A 23,807-nucleotide genomic window follows, 5' to 3' on the forward strand; every position below is an offset into this window, starting at 1 on the left:
ACGTCGTTGCAGGAAGGGCGGATCGTTGCCAAGGTGATCTGGCAATCGCAGGAGCAGTTGCGGAAGGGCTGCGCAACCCGGGACGCGGTTGCGCAGCCCCGCAATCGCAGAGGCACTGGGGGTGCTGTGGCCAGAGCGGCGCAAGCGGAAAGCAAGAAAGAAGAACCGAAACCAGAGCTGCGGGAGGTCGCTTCACTCCTGCATGCTGCGGTCGGCGAGCTTCAGGAACACGTCCCTCCCGCAGTCATCGATGCTCTTCCATTGCGGCTCAAAGAGGAGAAGCGGAGCAAAAGACCGCTAGATCAGAAAGATATCGCCGAGCTGCTCTCAATGAGTGCAAGCGGGCTTTCCCGAACTATCCGCGGACTTAGGGCGCCAAGTGAGAAACTGCTCAGCCGGATCGTGGAACTGATTGAGGAGCACGTAGGGGAAGAGCGCGCGCGGGAACTTGAGAAGCAACTTGCGGATGCCCAGCGGCGTCGGGCCTACCGACAGAAGGCCCTGCCGGTGGGGCCGGCAGTTAGCAAGGGGAAGGGGCCACGATGGAGGTTCGCCATGGTCTTATTGGCCGTCAGCTTCGCGCTGAACGGCTGGTTGGTTCCGGGCCTTCCCCCGGATCTCGCATACAAAAGCGGATCAAGGCCCCGCATCGCTGCTGACGGCTCAAAGATCAAAGAAATGCGCTGGACCACCACCCAGCACATCAGCACGACCTTTGAAATCCAGAATCACCATGTCCAAGTCGGAGTCCGGGGCAAGCTCCGCATAGAGCCGGCAGCGGAGTGCGCCAGCCACCAGATCTCCCCTCAGTGGACACTGAAGACTGACGACAGCACAGTCGCACAGGGCACCCTCAATCCCAGTGAACCGGGCCCCCTGGCGGCGGACTGGGCCTCAGGGACCCCCCCGAAGACCCTCACGCTGCAGATCCGCTGGGACAAGAGATCATGCGCGTTCGTCACCGCGAGCTGGGAAGACGTTCGCCTCCTCGCAAAGTACATCGACCCACCGCCCGTCTTTTGAGTCGGCTTCATTCAGGAGGAGGGTCTTGCTAGCCGTGCGGACCCGAGCAGGTCCAAGGCGTCGGGGGCCATGTGCTGACGCCCGGCAGGCCCGGGTGTGAGTAATTGCGGCGGCCGTGGAAGATCGACGGCATGTCACCACTGGATATCAGCGAGCGGACCGGCTACCAGTCCCGCACGGTCGAGAAGTAGGAGACCCGCGTCGAGCGCGCCCAACCGTCGAACCCGCAGCCCACGAACGGCCCAGGATCCCCGGCGGACAGTTACCGCCGGGGATCCGGCCGGTCAGCGCCTAGCAGTTACCCCAACTGTTGGAGCTGCCGAGGTGGGCGTGGGCCGAGTCGCTCGGCGAAGAGGTGCCGGCCTTGATGACCTTGACGCTGCCCAAGTAGCCCTCGTACTGCCACACGCAGGCGTTCAGCCCCGATGTGCCGTGGTTGTACCAGGATGAGTCGTGGTTGTTGATCGCCCAGGCGGCCCACGAGGAGTTTGAACCGGAGAACTTGTACATGTTGCCTTGGTAGTTGATCTGATCCCACACGCACAGGTACCCGCTCGGACAGGCGGCAGTGCCGGTGGCTGAGGCGGACGCACTGGAGGCCGGGCCGGCGACGGTCAGCGCGGCGGCGAATCCCGCGGTCAGGATGGACACGAGTATGCGGCGCACGTAGATGCTCCTCAAGTAGGGGTTGCGCGTTCGGCCGTGCCCCAGGAACGTATTGCTCAGCCACGCTTTGCCATCAAGGAACCACAGACAGTGGCAGGTTTCGTTGAGGTATTGGCTCAAGGCGCCGTCTTGCCTCACCGCTTGCCCCGCTACCCGAACGCGCCGTCCAGCTTCTGCCGGAGGATAGCGTCCGTCCCCGTCGGATCGTAAAGCTAAGGGCTCGGGCTATCACGCGCTCCTGCCAGCCGGGGCGGGTTTGGCGGGAAGCCGCTCTCCTCGCCGGAGATGCCGCTACGGTCCGGCCCATGTCGATCCCGAACCCGCACCAGACCCCTGCACCCGCACCGAGCGCCGCTTCCGTCTCGGCGGCAATGACCGCGCTCGGCGCGTACGCCCAGCCACCCACCGCCGACGAACTGGAGCAGCAGGCCGCAGGGGTGGGCGGCGAGCACGTCCTGGCCGCCATCCTCGCCAACGCGCTGTACGGCGCCTCGATCGGGGTCGGGATGCTCGCCGAGGGGCACATGCTCGTCCGGGGCGCGGGGGCGCAGGAGATGATGCTGGCACGCCAGCAGGTGATCAGGGCCTCCGGAGCCGACGGGCCGGGCGTGATCGGGGCACTGCACTGGCAGACGGGCCAGGTCTCCCACGTGCTCAAGGGGCTGGACAAGCAGGGGTGCGGTCCGGTCGTCGCGGCGGCGGCCCGTGCTGCGAGCGCCCTGCTCTCACTGTTGGCCTGCTCGGCGGTCTTCTCCACGGACGACGAGCGCGCCGGGCAGATCCCCGACGAACTGGCCCGGGCCCGCAAGGACCTGGCCGAGGCGCTCGCCGAGATCGACGAGCTACCCGCGACGGCCGCAGCGTTGTTCCCCGGCGGTCTCGCCGACCTGTAAGGCGCGCCAGAGCCAACACCTACCTCAGGTCGCACACCTGGTCCTGCTGACGCCCCTCCGGGTCACCGCCAGGCGGTCGCCTCGGTCGCATGAATGCAGTAGCGCTCGTAAGTGCTCTCCCCACCGGCCCTGGGGACCGCACAGGCGATGACCTGGAACTCGCCGTCACCCACACTCACCATGCCGGTGAACTTGTCGTCCCCGTACTCAATCTCGGCAGTGCGCTTGGCTCCCCCGGTGACCTCGGCTGTAACCAGGTCCCCCGGGCTGCCCCGCTCGATCCGCGCCCATACCGCCTGGCAGTTCTCGCTGTAGCGGAGCTGAAGGAGGGCGGGGTTACCGACGGCGGGCTTGAAAGTGCGCGCGTCCTCGCCGCATCCCTGGTTCTGCGGGTTCTTCCCGTCGCAGGCTTCACCCGGACAGGTCGGCTCGTCGAGGAAAGCCTTCATTACGTGATCTCCGAGCGGGGTCACGACGGCAGCCGCCACGGCGCCGACGACCGCCACGGCGTAGGCCAGTGTCGTCGCGCTGTTGCGCCTGCTTCGCCTGCCTGCGGGCGGTTGTGACTCGGGCTCGGGGGACGCTGCGGAATTGTCGCTGGGGCTGCTTGCCGTCACGGTGACCCCTTGCTGCGCTGGCCGGGAGAGACAGGATCCACCCCTGTTGCCACAGGGGAAAGGCGCACGTCGGAAGCAGAGAAGGCATGCAAGCCCCCTCCTTATGCGCCCCTCGCTCAGGCAACGACAACACCCGGATCAGGCAACGGGCACTCAGTCGGAGGTTGAACGCGACGCCGCCGGCTACCGCAGCGACCGCTGCCCGGAACGCCAGCGCGCCGAGCGGGCCCGCTAACCGGGCCGGTGACGCTTGGTGTCGCGCCAACGAGCCGCGCCTGTCCGACGCCGTGTGGTCTCTGGCCCGTCTCCACGGTCAGTGGCCGCAGCTGGCCCGCGCTGCCCCGCCGAGAAGCTGGTCGCCCGGCACCGCGAGCTCGACGGGCCCGGCCTCGCCGCCCGGCCGCGCTCGCTGGGCCTGATCCTCGACTCCTACGGCGCCGACCTGCCCGCCGGCACCTCGGCCCGCCACCGCCCGCGACGAGGTCCTCGCGCTCCTGGAGGAACTGCACGACGCCCGCCACGACCTGGGCGGCGGCACCGGTCGCGTTCAGCTCCCGCAGAATCTCCAGGGCCTCGATCAGCGGCTTCGCCTCAGTGCCGCCTTTGAACCGCACCGCCTGAAGCACCTTCGGCGCGAACTGGCGGATGTAAGTGTAGGAGCCTTCCAGGAGCGCCAGGTGCCCGTGGTCCTTGGGCAGCCGCACGGTGGCCCCGGCGTGCGCGGCCCGCAGCCGGGACATGCCGATCTTCCCGCGCAGCAGCGTCCCCACCGCCTCGTCCGGGATACCGGCATCGGCCAGCACCGGCAGGATCTCGTCCAGCAGGGCGAGCCGGTCCTCGGAGAGCTTGGCCCTCTCGGCAAGCACCTCGCGCAGCTTGATCCGGGCGCGGGACTCCGAGCCGGACAGAGTCTGGTCGAAGAGCTGCACCACGGCGTCGAGGACGTCGACCGAGGACTGCGCGAGCAGTGTCAGCAGGATCGGATGGCGCCGGTTGGGCTCGCGCCGCACCAGGGCCTGCGCGGTCAGCCGGCGCCCGATCTGGGCCAGGTAGCGGCGCCGCTCGGCGGGCAGCGACGACAGGTCCAGAGTGTCCGCGCCAAGGCCGCGCAGGAACCTCAGCTTCTCGACCTCGCCGCCCACGCTCGTCGGCGACGCCTGCACCGGCCCGGTCACCAGCCAGTGCAGCCGCGAGGACTTGAGCTCCGGATCGACGACCAGCAGCCCGTTCAGCCCCTGCGTCCGCTCGGGGTACAGCAGGTGGGCCACGCGGGCATGGGTCTCCCGCTCGGCGGCCTCACGGGCGGTGGCGACCTTCTCCAGCAGCGAGACCACACCCGGCCGAATCACCTTCGCCGAACGCAGGTACTCACAGCCCAGCCTGAACAGCAGGCTCGGGGAATCGTGCTCCATCGCGCGGGCCAGCAGGAACTCATCCAGCTCCTTGAGCTCGATGGCCTTCGCCGGATTCCACCCCAGATACTCGGCGATCTCCCGCAGATGGTCCGTGCGGGTCTGCTCACGCTCGCCGTAGCCCGCCAGATCGGCGACGGCGAGCCCGAGCTGGCGGGCCAGGCGGCCGACCGCCGCGGGCGGAGCGGCGGGCACATTGTCGGGGACGAAGCCCAGCCAGGGCAGGGCGGACAGCTGCACGGCGGCACCGAGCACGTTCTGGGCCCGGCGGAACTTCCGCAGGAACGCCTCGTCGGCCGGGGTGAGGGTGAAGTACCGGATCAGCTCGTCCTTGCCGATCGCCGGAAAGGACCGTAAGCCCTCCAACTCCTCATCCGAGAACACCCTGGTGGCCATCGGCTCCTCCCATCCCACTCGATCAACGCAGACGAGCACCACCGCTACCCGGCCAGACGATGGGCACAGACAGAAATCCCCGAACTCCCGGGACGACAGGTGGCGTTGCACTATCCTGTGGCGTTCTTACGCAGGGAACCCGGTGTCGCGCAGGTTCGCCATGGCCGGGTCGGCCTTGATCCGCTTCGAGCTCCGCACCGCGGCCGGCAGTAGTTCGTCCAGCCGCTCCTCGCGGCTCGACCATGATCTGCCGCCCGACGGTGAGCACGGCCATCAGCCCAGATCAATGGGCTGTCGCACGGCTTAGCGTTGTTTTTTCCGCGAGAACTACTGGGACCCCGTAAGCGTCGGCTCGGTCCTCGCTGCCGTCGTCGTCCTCGTCCAGCTCGGGCGCGTCCGGGTCGCGCAGCGGGCGCAGGGCGCCGGCGGCCGGGGTCGAGCTTGACCTGCGGTGGCGCACTGACCCCGCATGCAGATTTTCGGCGCTCGGTGGCGCGCAGCACCTCGCCGCGTATGGCCACAGGGGTCGTCCGGCGCCCGGCGGACCGCCTGCCGCTTCCTCGGGTGCGCGAAGTGGCAGTCAGCGGGCACCGGAGGCCAGTAGCATCCAGCCGACGGCCGGCGCCGCAGCATCAACCGGAGCGGCGCGGAGCCGAAAGCTATCTCGGAGATGGGAATGGACGCATGGGCAACGCCTGGACGAGGCTTACTCAGGAAGCAGGTGAACGCGGCGGCCCCGATGCTCTGAGGGCGTTCTACCGGGCGCAGGGGCAGAAGTCGGCGGTCACTTACATGGCCTGCTTCGCTGCGGCCTCGGGGGTGGCGTACGGGGTGAACAAGTACCGCAAGTACGCCGAGGACAAGAAGATGGATCGCAGGATCTCCGAGTTGGAGACCGAGGGAACTCCGGCCGAGATCGAGCAGGGGCGGGACGAAAATCCGACCGTGCAGGCGGAAAGGGAGTTCCTGAATTCCACACAGAAGTCAAGGCCCTAACTACACGCTGAGTTACTTGTCACTTCGTGGCAGCCTCGGGAGGAGAGGGCCTGCTTCCGCAGCCGGTGTGCCGGGGTTCCCCGACAGGGGAACCCCCTTCGCGTTCCCCATTTCGATCATGCGTCCCGGTACCTGAACCGCTGCTGGATCTCCGCCGCGTGCTCGTACACCGTCGAGCGCCGCTCGGCGTACCGCTTCACGCACGACGCGTCGGCGATGCCAAGCTGCCCGGCCAGGTACTCCACGGCCTCCCACGGCACCGGCAGTGGGCCCTCGCCCAGGAAGCGCCCGACGTAGCGGACGGTGCAGATCTGCACCGCCATGCCCAGCCGGTGCGCGTCTGTACGGCGCAGCGCGATCAGATCACGGCGTCATCGTCGAGGAAGAAGAACCGCTCCAGCTCCGGGCGCGTGGGCACCTCGGTGAACGTCCCGTACGCCTCGGCCTGCTCATCAGTCAGAAACTCCACCGGCACGGCCGGACCGTAGCCTGCACTGATGCCCAACCGGAGGGCTTTCCGTGAACCCCAGCGAGGCTCCTGGCAGGTGTGCTAGCCGATCGAGATCAATCTCACCGGGATTTCCTGTGCCTCAACTACTCACACCCGGGCACGCCGGGCGGTCGGCCCAGGCCGCGGCGGGCAGGCCGTGCCCGCCGGTATTGGTCACCGTCCGGCCTGGACGAATCCTGCTATGCGCGGTCACGTTCGTCGTGCAGCCACCGTTCACGTGGCTTCTTGGAACCTACGGCAGGCCACATGTCAAGCAGCGACTTGCCGATACTTCCCGGCGCCCCACTGCCACAGCGGGTGAGTGGACGTCAGAAGATCACCTGCAAGGGCTAACTGTCATTCAATCTCCCACGTTTTGAGTAACTTTGACGGTTAGTCAGTTCCGTTTCAAAGTGGTGTAAAGGGGCTCTGCATACCCGATCAGCCCCACGAAGCCGGGGGTCCCGATTTGCTCGATATGACAGAAATAGGGGGTGTTAGTACGTTCAATCACGCACCGGCTGTTACAGCGGGACTGTCTCTGAGTCCGAGAAGGAGAACAAGCGACATGATCATGACCCGTTCCCACGCGATCGCGGCGGCCGTCGCGGCCGCTGCGGCACTGACCGCGACCGGCATCACCTACGCCTCCGCCGTCCCCGCCCCCCAGGCCCAGGAGGCCCCGGCCTCCGTCCTCGCCCAGGCCCCCATGGGCGGGGAGGGCGGCAACACGGGCAAGGGCAACGAAGGCCGGGGCAACGAAGGCCGGGGCAACGAAGGCAACGAGCGCCGGGGCAACGAGCGTGAGGGCAAGCGCCATTACGAGGGCCGGATCCACATCAACGAGCGCGAGTTCTCCGGCCGCCCCGACGGCTGCATCACCGTCGTCAGCGGCCTGGGCGCCAAGAGCTTCAACATCCGCAACGACAGCCGCAACGAGGTCGAGGTCTTCCGCGGAGCCGTGTGCGACAACGGCGCCCCCATCGCCACCGTCGGCCCCCGCAGCTCCGCCAACAACGTCCGCCCGGGCAAGGACGAGGACGAGGACTTCGAGAAGGGCGAGCACCACGAGAAGAAGCACCACGAGAAGATGAATGACGGCGTGAAGGTCAAGAACGGAGTCATCGCCAGCTTCCGCGTCGTCAAGCGCCACCACGGCGAGGGCGGCGATTTCGGCGAGGGCGGCGGTTTCGGCGATTACTAAACCAGCAACCGCCTGATGCGCATGCTGGAGAACTCCGGCCCGCCGTAACCGGGCCCGGGCCCTTGGGCCAGACGCACAACACAGAATCCCGGCCCGCCGTAACCGGGCCGGGATTCTCGTCCGGCCTCCAGCCCCAAGGATATCCCTTCCCGGAACATCCAGCTCGGGACCGCGAAGGTGCGTGGAGGCGTCGACGAGGGCGGTATACAGCCGTACGGGCATGGCACCGAAACCCCGCGCAGCACCTCAGAGAGCCCGGGCTTGCCGACCTCCACATCACCGCAGCCGACCAAGCAACCACCCCCGCCGTCATGACCGCACTCGAACAGCAGTCGGCCACGCCAGGGACCGGGCCCGTACAAAAAGTGCCCGGTGAACCAGGAGCCGAAGCACGCATGCACGTGGACACCCGGCGGCTCCCTTCCGAGTAGACCGACCGCCTTCACCAGGCACCAGGCCGGAGCCCGGACCAGTCAGCCGCCGGGCGCGTGGCGGGTGAGGTGGGAGCGGGGCACAGTTCCACTCTCCTGCGCGCTCCGTCACCGCCGAGCAGGAGGACCGTCTGTCTGCGCAGTGCTTCGTCGAGCTGGCCGCCGGTCTTGCACCCCATCGCCCAGGCCGGCCAGGTCGGCCACATCCTGCGGGCCTGCGCGAGCGCTGCGCGCATCGGGGAGGTGGAGACGGGCGGTGATCCCGCGATCGGGGATGCCCTGCTGGAACGGTCGCGGCAGCGTGCGACACCGGTGCTCATCGATGTGCTCTGCCGCTACCCGATCGCGACAAGCGACAGCAGTCGTGTCGCCCGGCTGACGAGCACTCTGGATCATTCCGTGCGCCAGGCGGCTGACCGGCCGCCAGGGCACACCGCAGCGAGTGCCGATTCGGCCGGCGTAGCCGCTCCAGCTCCGGCCGGGTCGGCTCCTCGTCGAACTTGCCGTACGACGCCGCCTGCTCGTCGGTCAGGAACTCCACGGGCATGACCAGGAAGCTGTCGGCGCCCGCAGCCGGTCAGGGACCTTCCACCGAACCCCGCAGCCGGACCGACCGCCTGTGCTGGTCGCCCATGATCACCGGCTTAGCGTTAACGGGCATGTCTCCTCCCAAGCCCCGGGGCCTGCTGTGTGCTCACGCTGAGCGACGGGCAGGCACAAGCGGCGTTTAGAGCAGCGCCCACTCAGTACGCGACCGCACCTCACCGCTACCGTGTAAGCATTTGAGTGCATGGCCGTCAGCGGCCTGCAACCGACTGAAGTGGTAGGCGCCATGAGTGACATGTGGACCGGTGAGAAGATACGCCTGCGGGGTGTCGAGCCGGAAGACTGGGAGGGCTTTCGTGACCTGGCCCGGAACACCGTCGATGTCCGCAACGCCGACCTGGTCGACCCCCCACGCTCAGACGAGGGTTTTCGTTCCTGGACTGCTGAGCGGGCGGGGCGTCCGCCAGGGGGTGAAGCATTCCGGCTGGTAGTCGAGGTGCTGGCTGACCGTGTGTTCGCAGGGTCTGTGACAGTCGGAGAGACCGATAGCCGTGCGGGACGCTTCAAGGCGGGAATCGAGATCGCCCGGGATCACCGCGGGAGGGGATACGCGACTGAGGCCACCGAGCTGATCCTCACCTACATGTTCGCCGAGCAGCGCTACAACAAGTGTGAAATAGAGGTCTACGCGTTCAACGACGCCTCCCTTGCTCTCTACCGCAAACTAGGCTTCGTCGAAGAGGGACGGCTTCGCCAGCATGAATTCTTCGCCGGCAGCTACCACGACGTTGTGCTGCTGGGCATCACAGCCACCGAACACTGGGCCACGCACCAGCACCCATCGGTGCGGTGACCGCATGCTCCTCGCCTCGGACCGGACCGAGCAGCGGACGCGCTGCACGCGGGCAGCGAACCGAACCACGAGAAGTACCTGAAGGCCACCACGTCCCGTGCGGCTCGCAGATGAACGAAGAGACAAGAGTGGTGAAGTGAAAGCCCTCTCGGTTGTTGCCACCGTCCTTCTCCCGCCCCTGCTTCTGGCTCTGTTCTGCCTGAGTGTCTGGAAGACGGTGCGCGGAATGGTCCAGCGGCGCTGGGCGCGCCCCGGATGGTGGGCCTTTCCCGCCGTCGTGCTGGTCGGCGTGGGCTGCGCGACCTGGTTCGCCGGAGTGTTCTCCGGCGGCCTCGACTCCCAGGAGACGTGCCAGATGCTAGGCGTCGGCTACGACGACGCCTACCGCACTGAGTATTGGCGCGAGCCGTCGCAGTGGTTTCCGCTGCATAACAAGTGCAACGCCGACTACGACCTGGTCCCCGTCTTCGTCAACCCCACTCTTGTCGCCGTCGCCGTGCTGGTCCCCGGCTGTGCCGCCGGCGCCGCGGCGGCGGCGATCGCCGGAAGGGAGAGGCATAGGAAACAAGATTGACCAGCGCCGCATCCGTGCGGCGGGCGGGGCCAGTACCTCCGAATCGCTAGTGCCCCTGTGGGCCAGAAAACCCGGCTCCTCGTGAGTCGCGCCTGTCGGGGACACAACCCAGAGAGACCCAGGCTTCCAGATATTCGTCAGGTCGGTCGGACGGGCGGTTCTGCGTGTCCGCCTCGACGAAATCGGCGCGTCGGCGCAGAAACAAGCTTTAAACATGGACAGTGGTCCGGCTGTCAGGTCCGGTGAGGAACTGCAGGTCCTTGACGCGGGTCATGTAGGTGCCGAGACACTCGTTGGCGTCGCGTCCTGCCCGCGAAGGCCCCCCCGGCCACAGGGACAAGGACTCAGCAGGGCTCAGGGAATCTCACGGGATGTCGCGCACTTGGCCGGGAGAGCAGCAGCGCGCCGGGGCGCATCGGTGCGCCGAAGACCTGCATGACGAGGGTGCGGTGGGCGGCGTGCAGGGTGCGGACTGCGGCCCGGGTCAGGCCTGGCTTCGGTGGTTCGTTGCCGTCGCGGGGGCGGCCGGGCTTCGTCGGGATCCACAGGTACCCGGGATCGGTTCCTTCGAGCTGCTCGGTGATGCCGGCACGCACGTCGAGCCAGCGGCGCAGGATGTCGGCGGTCTCCTTGTCGAGCGGGTGGGGCCCGCTGTCCAGCTCGATCTGCGGGAAGGGACGGTGGTCCAGGTCGGCATCGGTGACGTCCAGGCGGTGGAGGTCGGGGATGGAGCGGCCGGTGGCGGCGACGAGTGCGGCCACTGCGGCGGTGCGCAGGGAGGTGGCGGCGTTGGCGCCGACGGGGCGCTTCACTGCGAGGGTGCGCAGGAGTTTGTGGGCTTCTTCGGGTTCGAGCCAGTCGCCGTGTGCGGCTGGGGGCAGTTCCAGGCGCAGGGGGAGGCCGAGGTGTTCGGCGAAGGCGTTCCAGGTCTGTATGCGGGCGCGCTGGGAGTTGTAGGCGGCGGCCGCGTCGGGGCCGAGGAGGGTGTTGCGGCGGCGGGTTTCGCCGGCGGCCGCGGCCGCGAGCCACGCGTCGGCGTGGACGAGGTCCATGAGCTCGTCGGTGGTGAGGGTGGTTGCCTTCGCCTCGCCCAGGGCGTGTTCCAGGTACTCGTTGAGGAGGTGGCCGCGCAGGCGCCGCGTCTCGTGTACGTACCCGCGCTGTTCGAGCTCGTCGAGGAAGCCGTTGACGGCGGTGAAGGCGTCGGCGGGGTGCAGGCGGGCGGTCGGCATGCGCAACAGCGTACGGACCCAGTATCCGCATTCTGGATAACAGCAAGAAGCCTGAGAGCCTCTCCTCCCCGTGCAAGTGCTGCTTTCGTTTCGGTCCGTGTCGAACCGAAACGCAACGTCCCGATCCGGTACGGTCATCACGCCCCTCTGGCCTCCCGGAACCGGGCCCACAGGCCGGCGCAGTAGCTGTGGTGCTTCTTGCTGTTATATCGATTCTTGAGTTGGTCTTCGCTCGCGGGGGGTGCCTCTATGTCCTTCGTCAAGGCGCCTCCGTCGGTTCGGGCTTGCTGGGTCATGCGGCGAGCTTGACGCCTCTGGGCGTGCGGGGTTCGTAGAAGGTGCCGTCTCGGAGCATGGCGAACAGGACGCTGATGCGTTGGCGTGCGAGGCGAAGGAGGGCCTGAGGTGTGGGTTTTGCCGCGGGCGCGTTGTTTGTCGTAGTAGGTGCGGGAGGCCGGGTCGGCGTTCATGCAGGCGAAGGCGGAGAGGAACATGGCGCGCTTGAGTTGTCGGTTTCCTCCTCGTGGGGCGTGTTCACCGTGGATGGAGGTCCCGGATTGTCTGGTGGTGGGGGCGAGTCCGGCGTAGGAGGCCCCGGTCTCCTATCTCTGACCCACGGTGCAAAGTAGCCGTCGCTCCCTTGTCCGGGCCCGTTGCTTCGTGGTCGGCCACCTCGTTAGGCCGAACGTGTTGTCGGCGGAGGGGGAGCGTTCATGCGTCGGGAGTGGTCCTCCGAGGACGTGGTGGCGTGCTGGACGCCGGTAGGCAGTGACTGGGACCTGGTCGCGAACAAGTCCGGTCCGACCCGGCTCGGCTTCGTGCTGATGCTGAAGTTCTTCGAGCTGGAAGGCCGGTTCCCCCAGTTCGTGGAGGAGTTCCCGCAGGCCGCGGTCGACTACGTGGCCGACGTCGTCAAGGTGTCGGCGGAGGACTTGGCGAAGTACGACCTGTCGTCCCGCTCGGCGAAGGGGCACCGTACGCAGATCCGCGAGGCCCTCGGGTTCCGCCCCGCGACCCGCGCGGACGAGGAACGGCTGACCGCCTGGCTCGCCGATGACGTCTGCCCGGTGGAACTGGTGGAGGACCGGTTGCGCGAGGCCCTGCTCGTGCAGTGCCGCAGTGACCGCATCGAGCCCCCGGGCCGTGTCGAGCGGATCGTGGCCACGGCACGGGCACGGGCGGACCGCGTCTTCTGCGCGCAGACCGTCGCGCGTCTGGGCGAGGTGTGCGCCGACCGCCTCCTGGCGCTGGTCGTGGAGGGCAACGAGGACGGCACCGCGCTGCTGGCCTCGCTGAAGCGGGACCCGGGCGCGGTGGGGCTGGACTCGCTGCTGACGGAGATCGTCAAGCTGACCGCCGTACGGCAACTCGGTCTGCCGGACGGGGTGTTCGCGAACTGCTCGGAGAAGCTGGTGACCGCGTGGCGGGCGCGGGCGATCAAGATGTACCCCTCGGACTTCCGGGATGCGGGCGAGGACGTACGGACCACCCTGCTGGCCGCCCTGTGCGCGTCCCGCCAGGCGGAGATCACCGACGCCCTGGTGGAACTGCTCGTCGCCCTGGTCCACAAGATCAACGCCCGTGCCGAGCGGCGGGTCGAGCGACAGCTGACGGCGGAGCTGAAGAAGGTACGGGGCAAGGAGGGCATCCTCTTCAAGCTCGCCGACGCGGCGGTAGGACGGCCCGAGGGGACCGTACGAGCCGTGCTGTACCCGGTGGTCGGGGAGAAGACGCTGCGCGACCTGATCACCGAGGCGAAGGCGAACGAGAAGGCGTTCAAGGCGAAGGTCCGCACCACGCTGCGGTCCTCCTACAGCTCGTACTACCGGCAGATGCTGCCGCCGCTGCTGCGGACACTGGGCTTCAGGTGCAACAACACCGCCTACCGGCCGGTGATGGACGCGCTCGCACTGCTGGAGAAGTACGCCGGCGTCGACGGCAAGACCCGCTTCTACGACGCGTCCGACGTGGTGCCGATGGACGGTGTCGTATGCAAGGACTGGCGCGAGGCGGTCGTCGACGACAAGGGCCGGACCGAGCGCATCCCGTACGAGCTGTGCGTGCTGGTGGCGGTGCGGGACGCGATTAGGCGCCGCGAGATCTACGTCGAGGGTGCGGCCCGGTGGTGCGACCCGGAGGACGACCTGCCCGGTGACTTCGAGTCCGCCCGTACCGTGCACTACGCCGCGATCCGCCAGCCCGAGGACCCCGGGGAGTTCGTCGCCGGGCCGAAGCAGCGGATGACGGACTCTCTGGACCGGCTGTCGGCGGCGCTCGCGGACGGCAGTGCGGGCGGGGTGAAGGTCGCCACCCGCAAGGGCGAGCCGTGGATCACCGTGCCGAAGCTGGAGCTGCTGGACGAGCCCACCGGCCTGGCGGCCCTGAAGGACGAGGTCGTACGACGGTGGGGCGTGCTCGATCTCCTGGACGTGCTGAAGAACGCCGACTTCCTGACCGGCTTCACCGACGAGTTCTCCTCGGTCGCCGCGTACGAGCGCATCGACCGCGCCACCCTCCAGCGGCGCCTGCTGCTCGCACTGTTCGCCCTGGGCACGAACATGGGCATCCGGGCGATCGTGGCGACCGGCGAGCACGGCGAGAGCGAGGCCGCGCTGCGGCACGTGCGCCGGCACTTCATCACCGTCGACAACCTGCGCGCCGCCGTGACCAAGATGGTCAACGGCACGTTCGCCGCACGGGACGCCGCATGGTGGGGGCAGGGCACCGCGTGCGCGTCGGACTCGAAGAAGTTCGGGTCCTGGTCCTCGAATTTCATGACCGAGTACCACGCCCGCTACGGCGGCAACGGCGTGATGATCTACTGGCACGTGGAGCGGAAGAACGTCTGCATCTACTCCCAGCTCAAGAGCTGTTCGTCGTCCGAGGTCGCGGCGATGATCGAGGGCCTGCTGCGGCACTGCACGGACGCCGAGATCGAGTCGAACTACGTCGACACCCACGGCGCGAGCGTCGTCGGATTCGCCTTCACCGAGCTGCTCAGCTTCCGCCTGCTGCCCCGGCTGAAGAACATCGGCAGCATCCGCCTTTACCGCCCGGACGACACCCCGCCCGGCTGGCCCGCGCTCGGCGGCTCCCTGACCCGTCCGATCCGCTGGGACCTGATCGAGCAGCAGTACGACCAGATGGTCAAGTACGCCACCGCCCTGCGCCTGGGGACGGCGGAGGCTGAGCAGGTGCTGCGGCGCTTCACCCGCGGCGGCCCCAAGCACCCCGCCTACGCCGCGCTCGAAGAACTCGGCCGCGCCGTACGCACCATCTTCGCCTGCGACTACCTGGCCAGCCCCGCCCTGCGCCGTGAGATCCACGGCGGCCTCCAGGTCGTGGAGAACTGGAACTCGGCGAACACCGTGCTCCACTACGGCAAGGACGGTGCCCTGACCGGCCCGGACAGGGAGCACGCCGAGACGTCGATGCTCGCGCTACACCTGCTCCAGTCCAGCCTCGTGCACGTCAACACGCTGCTGCTCCAGCAGGTCCTGGCCGAGCCGAAGTGGGCGAAGAAGCTTTCGGACGAGGACCGGCGCGGCCTGACCGCGCTGTTCTGGTCCAACGTCAACCCGTACGGCACCTTCCGTCTGGACATGGACAAGCGGCTCGACCTCGGGGCGGTCGCCGCCGTGCCCCGCCCCCGAACACCGGCGGACACCAGCGCCCGATCAACCACGGGGACACGATGAAGAACACCCAGGACTTCCAGGACCTCACCGACCCCCGGATGAACGAGGCCGCGTGGCGGGCGCTCGACCTGATGCGCGCCTACGCGGCCCGGGACCGCGTCGCGATCGTCGAACACCTGGCGCACCTGGAGGCGGACCAGCTGGAGTTCACCGCGGGCGTGCTCCGCAACACCTACAACGACACCCTCCAGGTCCTGCAGGAGACCGGCCGCCCGCACAACCCGGCCACCGTGGTCCGCCAGGCGGTGCGGACGGTGTCGGTCTTGTCGGCTGGGACGGCTGGGCGGTGCCCGCCCTTCTTGTCCTTGGCTTCGGCGGCCCGGAGCCCGTCGTAGGTCAGCTCTCGTTGGAAGCCGCGTTGGACTTCCTCGGCCGCTACGCCTTCACCCGCCCGCCGGCGGCCGGGCTGCGCCCGCTGCGTGACCCGAGCACCGACGAGAAAGCGGCCGACGACGAGAACAGCTGACCGCTTCCCAGCGGTCAGGTCGTTCTGGTTGCTACTCGGCCTGCAGGACGAAGAACAGGAAGCACAGGAAGCGCGGCTTGGCCGCGATGGCCTCGGGGAACATCTCGCGGGCGGCGGGATCAGGATCCGGCTCGCTGATGACCGTTATCCGGAAACCGGCCCCGATGAAAGCCTCGATCATCGCGTGCAGCGGCCTGTGCCATCTGCTCACCAGGGCGGTCTGGCCGCCCATGGTCCACTCTTCGGTCCAGTTGGTGGTGTCGAAGTAGTTGCACTCGGCCTCGCGACCGGCCTCGCGGTGTATGAGGTTGATGGCAAAGGGATGGTCGACAGACGCGATCAGCCGACCGCCGGGCCTGAGTATGCGTCGCAGCTCGGCCAGCGCCGGCCCCCAGTCCTCCAGGTAGTGCAGCACCAGGGACGCGACGACATCGTCGAACGTGTCATCAGAGTAAGGAAGCGGGCTGCCCAGGTCCGCCACCTGCAGGTCCGCACCGTCGCCGAGCCGCTGCCGAGCCAGCTCCAGCATCCCGGCACTCGTGTCGAAGCCACTCACAATGGCGCCACGGTCGCGCAGCGCGGCAAACAGGGCCCCCGAGCCGCAGCCGGCGTCGAGGATCCGCCGGCCGGCCACGTCTCCAGCGAGGGCCAGCATCGCGGGCCGCTCGTAGTAGGCATTGACCAGGTTGGTTTCGTTTGCGGCCGTGTACGCCTCGGCGAAGCTGTTGTAGTCGTTGGTCTTCGACGGATCCACACTCACTGCGGACGGCGAGACCAGCTTGGTGGAAATCGCGTGCTCTTGGCGCTCGCTTGAGATCATGGTGCGGGAGACGTGCGCTGCAGCAGTTCGGTTCCTGGCTGCGGCCAACTGCTGCGCTGCGTCGTCGCACGGGTCGATCTCGTCTACCCCGGAGTCCTCTCCCTGTCGGGCCACGCCGGTGCGGCGGGCCCTCCCGGAATACAGCAAGCGCCCCCGGCGCTGGTGCCGGAGAGCCGAAGCGCGAGCGCAAGGCTCCCCGGGCCGGGTTTGTTTCATAAGCGACCGCTCGTGAAACACCCCGACGCCCGGAGGTCCACCTGCGGCGATCATGTTTCATGAGTTGTTGCAAACGACTGGACGTCTGAAACGCCCCCATGAAACGGTCTGGGGCGTGAACGACGACTTCAAGCTCGTGGAATCGCACGCCTGCCCGATGTCCACCTGCGCCGCCCCCGCGGGCTCCCCGTGCCGGACCGGCAAGGCCAAGGTGGCCATCCAGTACCACACCGCCCGCTTCCGCCTCGTGCCCCAACTCGCCAAGGCCCTCAGCATCCCGACCCCTGCCGTACGCAAGCCGGGCTCGGTCTGGACCGAGCTCCCCCGGCCCGCGAGCGCCGGCGCCGAGACGGTCGGACACGTCCGACTCGGGTACGCCCGCGCCTCGACCGCCCGGCAGTCCCTGGACGCACAGCTCGACTCCCTTGCTGAGGCCGGGGTGACCCGGGTCTTCTCGGAGAAGATCTCCACCCGCGCTACCATCCGCCCCGAGTTGGAGGCGGCCGTCAGACTCGCCGGGGAGATCCGTTCCTCCGGCGTGCGCGTCACCCTCGTCGTCCACGAACACAAACGGCTCGGCCGCGGCATCGAACTCGCCATGCTCGCCGAGGAACTGAAGGCGAGCGACGTCGGCCTGGAATTCCTCGCCGGGGAGCTGAAGGGCTCGCACGACCCCTCCGGCATCGTGTTCACTGTGCTGGCTGCCATGTCCGGCATGGAGCGCGAGTACATCCGCGACCGCACCCTCGAAGGCCACGAGTCCGCCCGCAACCGCGGCAAGACCATCGGCGGCGCCGGCGTCACCGACCCCGACATGCTCTCCATGGCCCTCCACCTGCGCGACGAGAAGGAGATGAGCCTGCGCGACATCGCCAAGCGGCTCGTCATCACCACGGGCACGAAGAAGGGACAGCACCCCTCACCCGCCACCGTCATGCGGATGCTACGCGAACACGACGAACAGGCGGCAGCACTGACGAGCGCCTGACCGCTGCGACCCCTGTCGCTACTTTGCACCGTGGGTCAGAGATAGGAGACCGGGGCCTACAGGCGGAGCACTGCCGCACAGCGGGGTTACTACCAAGCCGTAGTGGTGCCAAGCTTGCTGGCAGCGTAGCGAGCACACCGGCCCACGTGCGCGGGCGGGCAGTCCAGTACGGCAGAGACCTCGCGCTGGGCTGGTCCATTTGTGGTCATGACGCTTCCTATCGAACCTCCGCTCTATCAGAGTTCCGGGGGTTCGACGGGTCCTGACACGTCCACGGTCGATCGGCCGCGCTGCAGGTGCGGCTCAGCCCTGCAGCTCTGCGCGCGCCTTCTCCAGTTGCGCCACCGTCACGGTACCGGTGCCCGGGAGGCCTGCACTCTCCCACGCTCCCTGAGCGCGTGCCACGACACCATCGGCGTCGTCGAGAAGGACCTTCTTCGCCACGTTCACGGAGATCGCGCCGTCGCCCAGGTCGACGAGGTGCGCGAGCATGCGCACGTTGTGCTGCCGGTTGCCGGCCTTCTCCTCGTTGTACCGGTAGACGAGCACCCACCGGCCGACGAGGGAGCGGGCACGGTCGATCATCTGGCGACCGCGGTCCGTCTCCTCCTGCTCCGTGCGGATGTTCTCGGCATCGCCGGACGGCGGCCGCAGGGTCAGCAGGCCGCGGCGGCTGGTCTCCTCGATCTCCACCTTCTCCAGGAACGCGACGAACGTCTTCGCGCTCTCCAGGCGGTCGACGTCCTGCGCCGCCTGCTTCGCGATCACGTGCAGGTCGACGGTGAGGGTATGTACCCGGCGGCCCCACGCGGCTTCCCCGCCGAGCGGGCAGGGGCCTGCGGCCTGGGCGGCGGCGATCACAAGGCTGTAGTCCACACCCTCATCATGGCGCGCACCGACAGCCCCGGACACGAATTCTGCGGATCGTCCTGTCCTTCCCCGGTAAGGAGCGCGGAAGGGGTGAAGGAGGTGATCTGTGGTGACGTACATCCAGTGTGCAAGGGGGGTTGAGGAACATCCATGTCAGATCGTGCGCTAAGCCTTGATCCACCGAGGTGGTTTGAGAGTCGGGTTTTGATCGGCTTCGGGTCGGGTGGCCGGGTGAGGGCAGGTTGTGTCCGCTGGTCTGCCCAGCATTTCCACGGTTCGGTTCGGGTCGGGCCCTTGCGGGCGGGGTGGGCAGGGGCTGTTCGTATCAGCCGGACGGTCCGTGGGCGGTGGAGAACAGGTGTGTCCAGGCGTGCTGCCAGGGCCAGTTGTGCGGAAGGTGCAGGGTGATGCGGCGGGCGGAGCGGGCGATCCGGGCCGGAACGTGGACCAGGTGGGTGCGGATCGTGGCGGTAGTGGCCCTGGCGTGGAAGGCGGAGGCTTGTGCGCCGGTGGCCCGCAGCAGGTTGTAGGTCATCGCCCACAGGGTGAGCCATGCGGCGTTGGCGTTGAAGTGTGCGGAGGGCAGGTGGGCCAGGGCGGAGGCTTTGCTGTCGGCGATGACCTTCTCGATGACCGCGTGGTGACGGTGTTCGCGTTCGGCCTGGAGGGTTTGTGCGGGCTGGTCGGTGAAGAACGGGTGGTAGCGCCAGACGGGAAACAACTCGCCCTGCTCACCCACAACGGCGGGTGTGGCCAGGTCACGGACCCGGCGCACGATCAGCCGCGCGGTGACCCGTTTTCCGCTTTCGTGCGGCTCGCGAAGGCGGTGTACTGGGGTATCTCGGCCACTTCGGCGTCCGAGATGAGTTCACCGGTCTCGGGATCGGGCACCGCGGTCGGGTACGTGATCTGCTGCCAGGCGTCGTCGGGAATGCTGTGGACGGCCCGTTTGATGGAGGGGTTCATGCCGCAGGTGATCGAGAAGTGGGCTCCGGACCGGCGGCAGGCGGCGATCACCCCGGCGTTGTAGAACTGCGAGTCCGCTCGCAGGATCCGGGTGCCGGTGCAGCCCGCCTCGACGGCGGTGGCCAGCGCCTCACTCACGAACTTCGGGGCCCCACGGGAATCGGCTGCCTTGCCGCGGCGCATCCGTACTGTGGCGATCACCGGCCGGGAATGCGGGGTGCAGATCGTGGCGAGCAGGGGGTGCAGGGTGCGGATGCCCTTGAACCGGCCGTACTCGGCGCCCTGCTTGGTCCGGCCGTAGACCCGCTTGTGGGTGGAGTCGACATCAATGAACGCCGTCGTGCCGGAGCCGGGAAGCAGCGGCGTGTGCGCGGCCAGTTCGCCAAGGAACCTGCGGTGGACAGCGTGGAGTTGGAGAGCGTGACCGTGGGTGAACGAACGGAGGAAGGTACCCAGTGTGGACGGGGCACGGACCCCTCGGAACAGGGTCCGCATCGCGCCGTGCCGCAGCACGTGGAGGTCGTCGATGCTGTCTGACCCTGCGGCCATGCCGGCCACGATGCTGCTGACCTTGGCGTCCGCCGACGCCCCCGCGCCGTTCGTCGTCCCGGTCAGCTTCACCTTCTGCGTCACCAGGCCCGACAGTCCACACCGTTCGGCCAGCCGCATCACCGCAACCAGCCCGGCATGCGCGACCAGATTCGGGTCATCGAACGCGGCGGAGACCGCCGCTGGAGTATGGGAAACTTGCATCTCGGAAGTGCCTTGCCGATCGTGCGTGCTGGAAGCCTCAAGAACTCCCATCATCGCAGGTCACAAGGCACTTCCTTGTTTCCCGAAGAGTCATCCACAGCCACCAGATCGGTGGATCAATGCTAAGCCGAGGTCGGCCCTTGTGAGCGGCTGAGGGAGCATCAGCGGCCGGACGGGGCTGAAGTCGTCCTACAGATAACTGCCCTGTTAAAGCCGAGGAGGCCGCGGCGGACGACGGCCTGCCGCTGCGGCCCAAGCCCGCCCGCATCCGCCGGCCAGAAGACTCGCTCGCCCCCGAGGAGATCGACCTCCGCGACCGTCTCCAGGCCCAGCCCCACCCGAACACGGAGATCCGCAGCCAGACCTCATGATCAATCTCAGCGCCAACGGCTGTACCGATGTTCCCCAAGGCCGTCAACACCCGGTACATGGACGCCGCGGTGCACCAGCTGCGGGCGGACATCTTCGACGTCCGTGACGAGGACGTCGCCCGCCTCTCACCGTTCGTACGGCACCACATCAACATGCTGGGCCGGTACTCCTTCCAGCTCCCCGACCTGCCCGGCGGCCTGCGGCCGCTGCGGGACCCGGACGCCGCCGACGACGAGTGACGATGACATTGGCCGTATCTCGTCTGCCGTCCCACGACCCCGCACAGGCTTAATGATGCTCCCGCGCCACGCACTGCGCGGGTGGTTGTGACGACAGCACGGGGGGGACCATGGATCACACAGGCGGCATCGGCGTACCACCTCCCGGGCCTCCGCCACAGCTTCCGCCCCGGCCCCCGTCTCAGCCGCCTCCTCAGATACCGCCGATGCCGCTGCCTCCCCGCAGGGGAAAGCCGCTGGAACTCCGGGTCCAGCGGCAGATCCTGTGGGTGGGGTCGGCGGCGGTTCCGTTGCGCAATGTCAGCTGGGTCGAAGTGTTCAGGCTGAAGCCCGCCTGGGGCAAGGCCGGCGTCTACTTCCTGCTGTTGGTGGTCTTCGCCTTCTTGGTCTCCGCCTGGCTCGACTCCACGGACGGGGGCGGCGGGGGCGGCGGCCCTGCCCCGGGCGTCCTGACCCTGTTCACCCTGGTCATTGTCTGCGCCGTCCTGCTCGGGTCGAGGAAGCCGGTGCTGGTCGTCGAGCTGAACAGCGGTTCTAGGGTGGTCTTGACCCTGCCGACCATGGATGAACTGCGGGCGATCGCCGGGCAGATCGTGTACGCGATCGACCACCCGGAATACGAGTTCTCCGCCGTCCTCGAGCAGTACAACACGACGAACAACTTCGGTTCTGTCGTCAACATGAACGGCGGCAGAGGAAACACAGGGATCAAACTATGAGCGACACATCGAACTACTACGGAGACGTCGTCAACGTGAACGGCGGCGAAAAGGTCATCGGCATCAACCACGGCACCGTCGTCCACAACGACGGCACCGCTCAGGACACCGAGCTCCAAGCCGCCGTGACGGACCTCACCCGCCTCCTCAACGACCTGCGCCCGGTGCTCACCCCGGACCAGGCCCAGACCGTGGAGAACGCGCTGCCCGCGCTCACCCCCGACCGGGCCGCCCTGCGTGAGCGCGGCATGATCCTGGCGTCCGTCTCGCAGATCGCGGCGACCGTGGGCGAGGTGGGCAGGCCCGTCATGGAGGCGCTGGGGCGGCTGCTCGCGCTGCTGGGCTGACGGGTCTGCCCTGGTGGATACGGTCTGGCCTACGCCGTAGGCAAAGCAGCGAACCCGGGCCTTGAGATAGCGGCCGAGTTCCCACGGCGTCCCGGCCTGTAGAGCCTCACCGTCTGCTGTCCCCCGGCGCGAGCAGACTCGTGACCTCGGCGATCGCCTCCGCCGAGGGGTGGAAGTACTTCCGTACGTTCCCCGGCTTCTTGTGCCGGGACTTCGCCATCAGCATCGGCAGGCTGGCCCCGGCCTCACCCAGGTGCGTAAGGCCCGAATGCCGGTACTCGTGCAGGTCCCAGCCCGTGCCCGGCGCCCCGCCGACCGAGGTGTGGGCATCCAGCAGGGCACGGGCCTGCCCGTACGACAGCCGGCGGACGCCGGGTACCCGGAGAACGACGGCCTGGTCATCGATCCGGAGACGGGCGTCCCGTCACTGAAGGCGTTCCGGGCTGACGGCCAGCGGCCCTCGGCGAAGCGGCTGGAGCAGGAGATCAAGGCGAGGATGCCGGAGCGTTCCCTTATGGGGATCGTGGCCCGGACCGCGTACTGGGTGGAGTGGTGGCGCCGTTTCGGCCCGCCGTCCGGCAACGAGCCCAAGCTCACCGACCCCTTGGGCCGCTATGTGATCGTCACGTTCGTCAAGGGCACCAACATGGGCCCGTACGAGGCCGCCCGGCACATCCCCGGCGTAAGCGGACACGAGCTGTCGTACGTCGCCAACAAGCACTTCTCGATCGTGCTGCTGAACGAGGCGGTCGCCGACCTGGTGAACGCGCACGCCCGCGTGGACATCTCGCAGGCGTGGGGCGACGGGACCGCCGTCGCGGCGGACGGCACCCACATGGACACGTACCTCGACAACCTGCTCTCCGAGACGAGCGTGAGGTACGGCAAGCCGGGCGGCATCGCCTACCACCACGTCTCGGACACCTACATCGCGCTGTTCACGCACTTCATCCCGTGCGGCGTCTGGGAGGCCGTCTACATCATCGAGGGCCTGCTGAAGAACACCAGCGAGGTGCAGCCGACCACCGTGCACGCAGATACGCAGGGCCAGAGCTTCCCTGTCTTTGCGCTCGCCCACCTCTTGGGCTTCGACCTGATGCCCAGGATCAGAAACTGGAAGGAACTGACCTTCTACCGGCCCTCCAAGCAGAGCGAGTACGTGCACATCGACGCCCTGTTCGGGGAGCCGGGCAAGAACATCATCGACTTCGACCTGATCGAGTCCCAGTTCCGCCACCTGATGCGCGTGGCCGTCTCCGTACGCGAGGGCACCATCTCCTCCTCCACACTGCTCAAGCGCCTGCGCTCCGGGTCGCGAAAGAACGCCACCTACGCCGCTTTCCGCGAGGTCGGCCGCGTGATCCGCACTGTGCAGCTGCTGCGCTACCTCTCCGACGCGCCGCTGCGCCGGCGGGTGACGGCGGCGACCAACAAGGTGGAGTCGTTCAACCGGTTCTCCCAGTGGATTGGCTTCGGCAACCGTGGCGTCATCGCCGACAACGACCCCATCGAGCAGGAGAAGGCGATGAAGTTCAACGCGCTGCTCACGAACGCGGTGATCTTCCACAACGCCCTGGACATCGCGGAGATCGTGCGGCAGCTGCTGGAGGAGGGATGGGAGATCGACCCGGAAGACCTGGCGCACATCTCGCCGTACCTGACCGAACACATCAACCGGTTCGGCGAGTACAGCACCCACGAACTCGGCATCCAGCCCGAGGCGTACGACCCGAAACTCGACGTCGACTTCACCCCGCTGCGCGAGCAGGACCTGACCCCCGCCGGCCTCGGCCAGGCCGCCTGAACCGTGAGGTGAACTAGCTGGTGACGCCCTTCACGGGAGCGGGCCGGTAGACCCCAGAATCCTGCTGCGAGGGTCAGCCTCCAACACCGTGGCCTGGGCAGGTGATCCGATAGCGCTGCCGTGGGGACGGGGTTTGTGACGGTTCTCGTGAGCCCTCGCCGTATTTCAGAGGGATACCCGCGCTGTTCTGCCAGCGGCAGAACACCAGCCGGACCG

At 67.9% G+C, this 23,807-nt stretch carries 18 protein-coding genes and 7 pseudogenes; 13 read left to right on the forward strand and 12 right to left on the reverse strand.

The features are described from left to right. Positions 1-126 precede the first annotated feature (126 nt). Entirely contained in the window at positions 127-1,023 is an 897-nt protein-coding gene (locus OG936_RS39695) for a helix-turn-helix transcriptional regulator (protein ID WP_331746284.1), read from the forward strand. A gap of 291 nt (positions 1,024-1,314) precedes the next feature. Here the strand turns inward: OG936_RS39695 and OG936_RS39700 are convergent, their stop codons facing one another. Continuing rightward, on the reverse strand, positions 1,315-1,689 hold the full coding sequence (locus OG936_RS39700) for a peptidase inhibitor family I36 protein (protein WP_406500925.1): 375 nt from the start codon (positions 1,687-1,689) through the stop codon (positions 1,315-1,317). Between the two features lie 305 nt (positions 1,690-1,994). Here OG936_RS39700 and OG936_RS39705 point away from each other — a divergent pair, with 305 nt between their 5' ends. Beyond that, positions 1,995-2,582: a DUF6245 family protein gene (locus OG936_RS39705; protein WP_331746290.1), complete on the forward strand. Its 588-nt coding sequence runs from the start codon at positions 1,995-1,997 to the stop codon at positions 2,580-2,582. 62 nt (positions 2,583-2,644) lie between these two features. On the opposite strand, the gene OG936_RS39710 is transcribed toward OG936_RS39705, so the two are convergent. After that, positions 2,645-3,199, reverse strand: a complete 555-nt coding sequence (locus tag OG936_RS39710; protein ID WP_406500926.1) for a DUF2690 domain-containing protein — start codon at positions 3,197-3,199, stop codon at positions 2,645-2,647. A 533-nt stretch (positions 3,200-3,732) separates the two neighbouring features. Then, positions 3,733-5,007, reverse strand: a pseudogene (locus OG936_RS39715) (DUF4158 domain-containing protein); the annotation flags it as partial. 684 nt (positions 5,008-5,691) lie between these two features. Between OG936_RS39715 and OG936_RS39720 the strand changes: the two are divergent. Then, positions 5,692-6,003 carry a hypothetical protein gene (locus OG936_RS39720; protein WP_331746296.1) on the forward strand — a complete coding sequence of 104 codons (312 nt, stop codon included), beginning with the start codon at positions 5,692-5,694 and terminating at the stop codon, positions 6,001-6,003. 128 nt (positions 6,004-6,131) lie between these two features. On the opposite strand, the pseudogene OG936_RS39725 reads toward OG936_RS39720, so the two are convergent. Further along, a pseudogene (locus OG936_RS39725) lies at positions 6,132-6,478 on the reverse strand (DUF4158 domain-containing protein); the annotation flags it as partial. A 583-nt stretch (positions 6,479-7,061) separates the two neighbouring features. Between OG936_RS39725 and OG936_RS39730 the strand changes: the two are divergent. Continuing rightward, positions 7,062-7,697 (forward strand): hypothetical protein, encoded by a 636-nt coding sequence (locus tag OG936_RS39730; RefSeq protein ID WP_331746306.1) that lies wholly within the window; start codon positions 7,062-7,064, stop codon positions 7,695-7,697. Between the two features lie 62 nt (positions 7,698-7,759). Next, a complete protein-coding gene (locus tag OG936_RS39735; protein WP_331746309.1) occupies positions 7,760-8,128 on the forward strand; it encodes a DUF6207 family protein in 369 nt (122 codons plus the stop codon). A gap of 11 nt (positions 8,129-8,139) precedes the next feature. Here OG936_RS39735 and OG936_RS39740 read toward each other — a convergent pair whose 3' ends face one another. Continuing rightward, a complete protein-coding gene (locus tag OG936_RS39740) occupies positions 8,140-8,448 on the reverse strand; it encodes a hypothetical protein (protein ID WP_406500928.1) in 309 nt (102 codons plus the stop codon). Positions 8,449-8,960: 512 nt separating this feature from the next. Here OG936_RS39740 and OG936_RS39745 point away from each other — a divergent pair. Beyond that, a complete protein-coding gene (locus OG936_RS39745) occupies positions 8,961-9,527 on the forward strand; it encodes a GNAT family protein (protein WP_331746366.1) in 567 nt (188 codons plus the stop codon). Between the two features lie 136 nt (positions 9,528-9,663). After that, positions 9,664-10,101, forward strand: a complete 438-nt coding sequence (locus OG936_RS39750; RefSeq protein ID WP_406500930.1) for a hypothetical protein — start codon at positions 9,664-9,666, stop codon at positions 10,099-10,101. A 344-nt stretch (positions 10,102-10,445) separates the two neighbouring features. Here OG936_RS39750 and OG936_RS39755 read toward each other — a convergent pair whose 3' ends face one another. Together OG936_RS39755 and OG936_RS39760 are read right to left on the reverse strand one after the other, a co-directional pair. Then, complete coding sequence (locus OG936_RS39755) at positions 10,446-11,333, reverse strand: hypothetical protein (RefSeq protein ID WP_331746315.1); 888 nt, start codon at positions 11,331-11,333, stop codon at positions 10,446-10,448. A 292-nt stretch (positions 11,334-11,625) separates the two neighbouring features. Further along, positions 11,626-11,926, reverse strand: a pseudogene (locus OG936_RS39760) (transposase); the annotation flags it as partial. 120 nt (positions 11,927-12,046) lie between these two features. Here OG936_RS39760 and OG936_RS39765 point away from each other — a divergent pair. Next, complete coding sequence (locus OG936_RS39765; protein ID WP_331746318.1) at positions 12,047-15,031, forward strand: Tn3 family transposase; 2,985 nt, start codon at positions 12,047-12,049, stop codon at positions 15,029-15,031. Between the two features lie 238 nt (positions 15,032-15,269). On the opposite strand, the pseudogene OG936_RS39770 reads toward OG936_RS39765, so the two are convergent. Then, a pseudogene (locus OG936_RS39770) lies at positions 15,270-15,407 on the reverse strand (recombinase family protein); the annotation flags it as partial. Positions 15,408-15,528: 121 nt separating this feature from the next. Next, entirely contained in the window at positions 15,529-16,317 is a 789-nt protein-coding gene (locus OG936_RS39775) for a class I SAM-dependent methyltransferase (protein ID WP_331746369.1), read from the reverse strand. Between the two features lie 331 nt (positions 16,318-16,648). On the opposite strand from OG936_RS39775, the gene OG936_RS39780 reads away from it, so the two are divergent. After that, on the forward strand, positions 16,649-17,521 hold the full coding sequence (locus tag OG936_RS39780; RefSeq protein WP_406500931.1) for a recombinase family protein: 873 nt from the start codon (positions 16,649-16,651) through the stop codon (positions 17,519-17,521). 303 nt (positions 17,522-17,824) lie between these two features. On the opposite strand, the gene OG936_RS39785 is transcribed toward OG936_RS39780, so the two are convergent. Next, entirely contained in the window at positions 17,825-18,397 is a 573-nt protein-coding gene (locus OG936_RS39785) for a hypothetical protein (RefSeq protein WP_331746325.1), read from the reverse strand. A gap of 319 nt (positions 18,398-18,716) precedes the next feature. Next, positions 18,717-20,110, reverse strand: a pseudogene (locus OG936_RS39790) (IS1380 family transposase). A 416-nt stretch (positions 20,111-20,526) separates the two neighbouring features. Between OG936_RS39790 and OG936_RS39795 the strand changes: the two are divergent. The 3 genes and pseudogenes from OG936_RS39795 to OG936_RS39805 form a co-directional block, all read left to right on the forward strand. Further along, positions 20,527-20,721, forward strand: a pseudogene (locus tag OG936_RS39795) (Tn3 family transposase); the annotation flags it as partial. 206 nt (positions 20,722-20,927) lie between these two features. Then, the gene (locus tag OG936_RS39800) at positions 20,928-21,440 is read left to right on the forward strand and encodes a DUF6232 family protein (protein WP_331746328.1); all 513 of its coding nucleotides are present in this window, start codon (positions 20,928-20,930) and stop codon (positions 21,438-21,440) included. After that, a complete protein-coding gene (locus OG936_RS39805) occupies positions 21,437-21,787 on the forward strand; it encodes a hypothetical protein (protein WP_331746332.1) in 351 nt (116 codons plus the stop codon). Before OG936_RS39800 ends, OG936_RS39805 begins: the two co-directional genes overlap by 4 nt. 106 nt (positions 21,788-21,893) lie before the next feature. On the opposite strand, the pseudogene OG936_RS39810 reads toward OG936_RS39805, so the two are convergent. After that, positions 21,894-22,160 (reverse strand): annotated as a pseudogene (locus OG936_RS39810) (hypothetical protein); the annotation flags it as partial. On the opposite strand from OG936_RS39810, the gene OG936_RS39815 reads away from it, so the two are divergent. Then, positions 22,056-23,591: a transposase gene (locus tag OG936_RS39815; RefSeq protein ID WP_406500933.1), complete on the forward strand. Its 1,536-nt coding sequence runs from the start codon at positions 22,056-22,058 to the stop codon at positions 23,589-23,591. The pseudogene OG936_RS39810 and the gene OG936_RS39815 overlap by 105 nt on opposite strands. Positions 23,592-23,807 lie beyond the last annotated feature (216 nt).

It is taken from the genome of Streptomyces sp. NBC_00846, assembly GCF_045207325.1.
Taxonomy (GTDB): domain Bacteria; phylum Actinomycetota; class Actinomycetes; order Streptomycetales; family Streptomycetaceae; genus Streptomyces.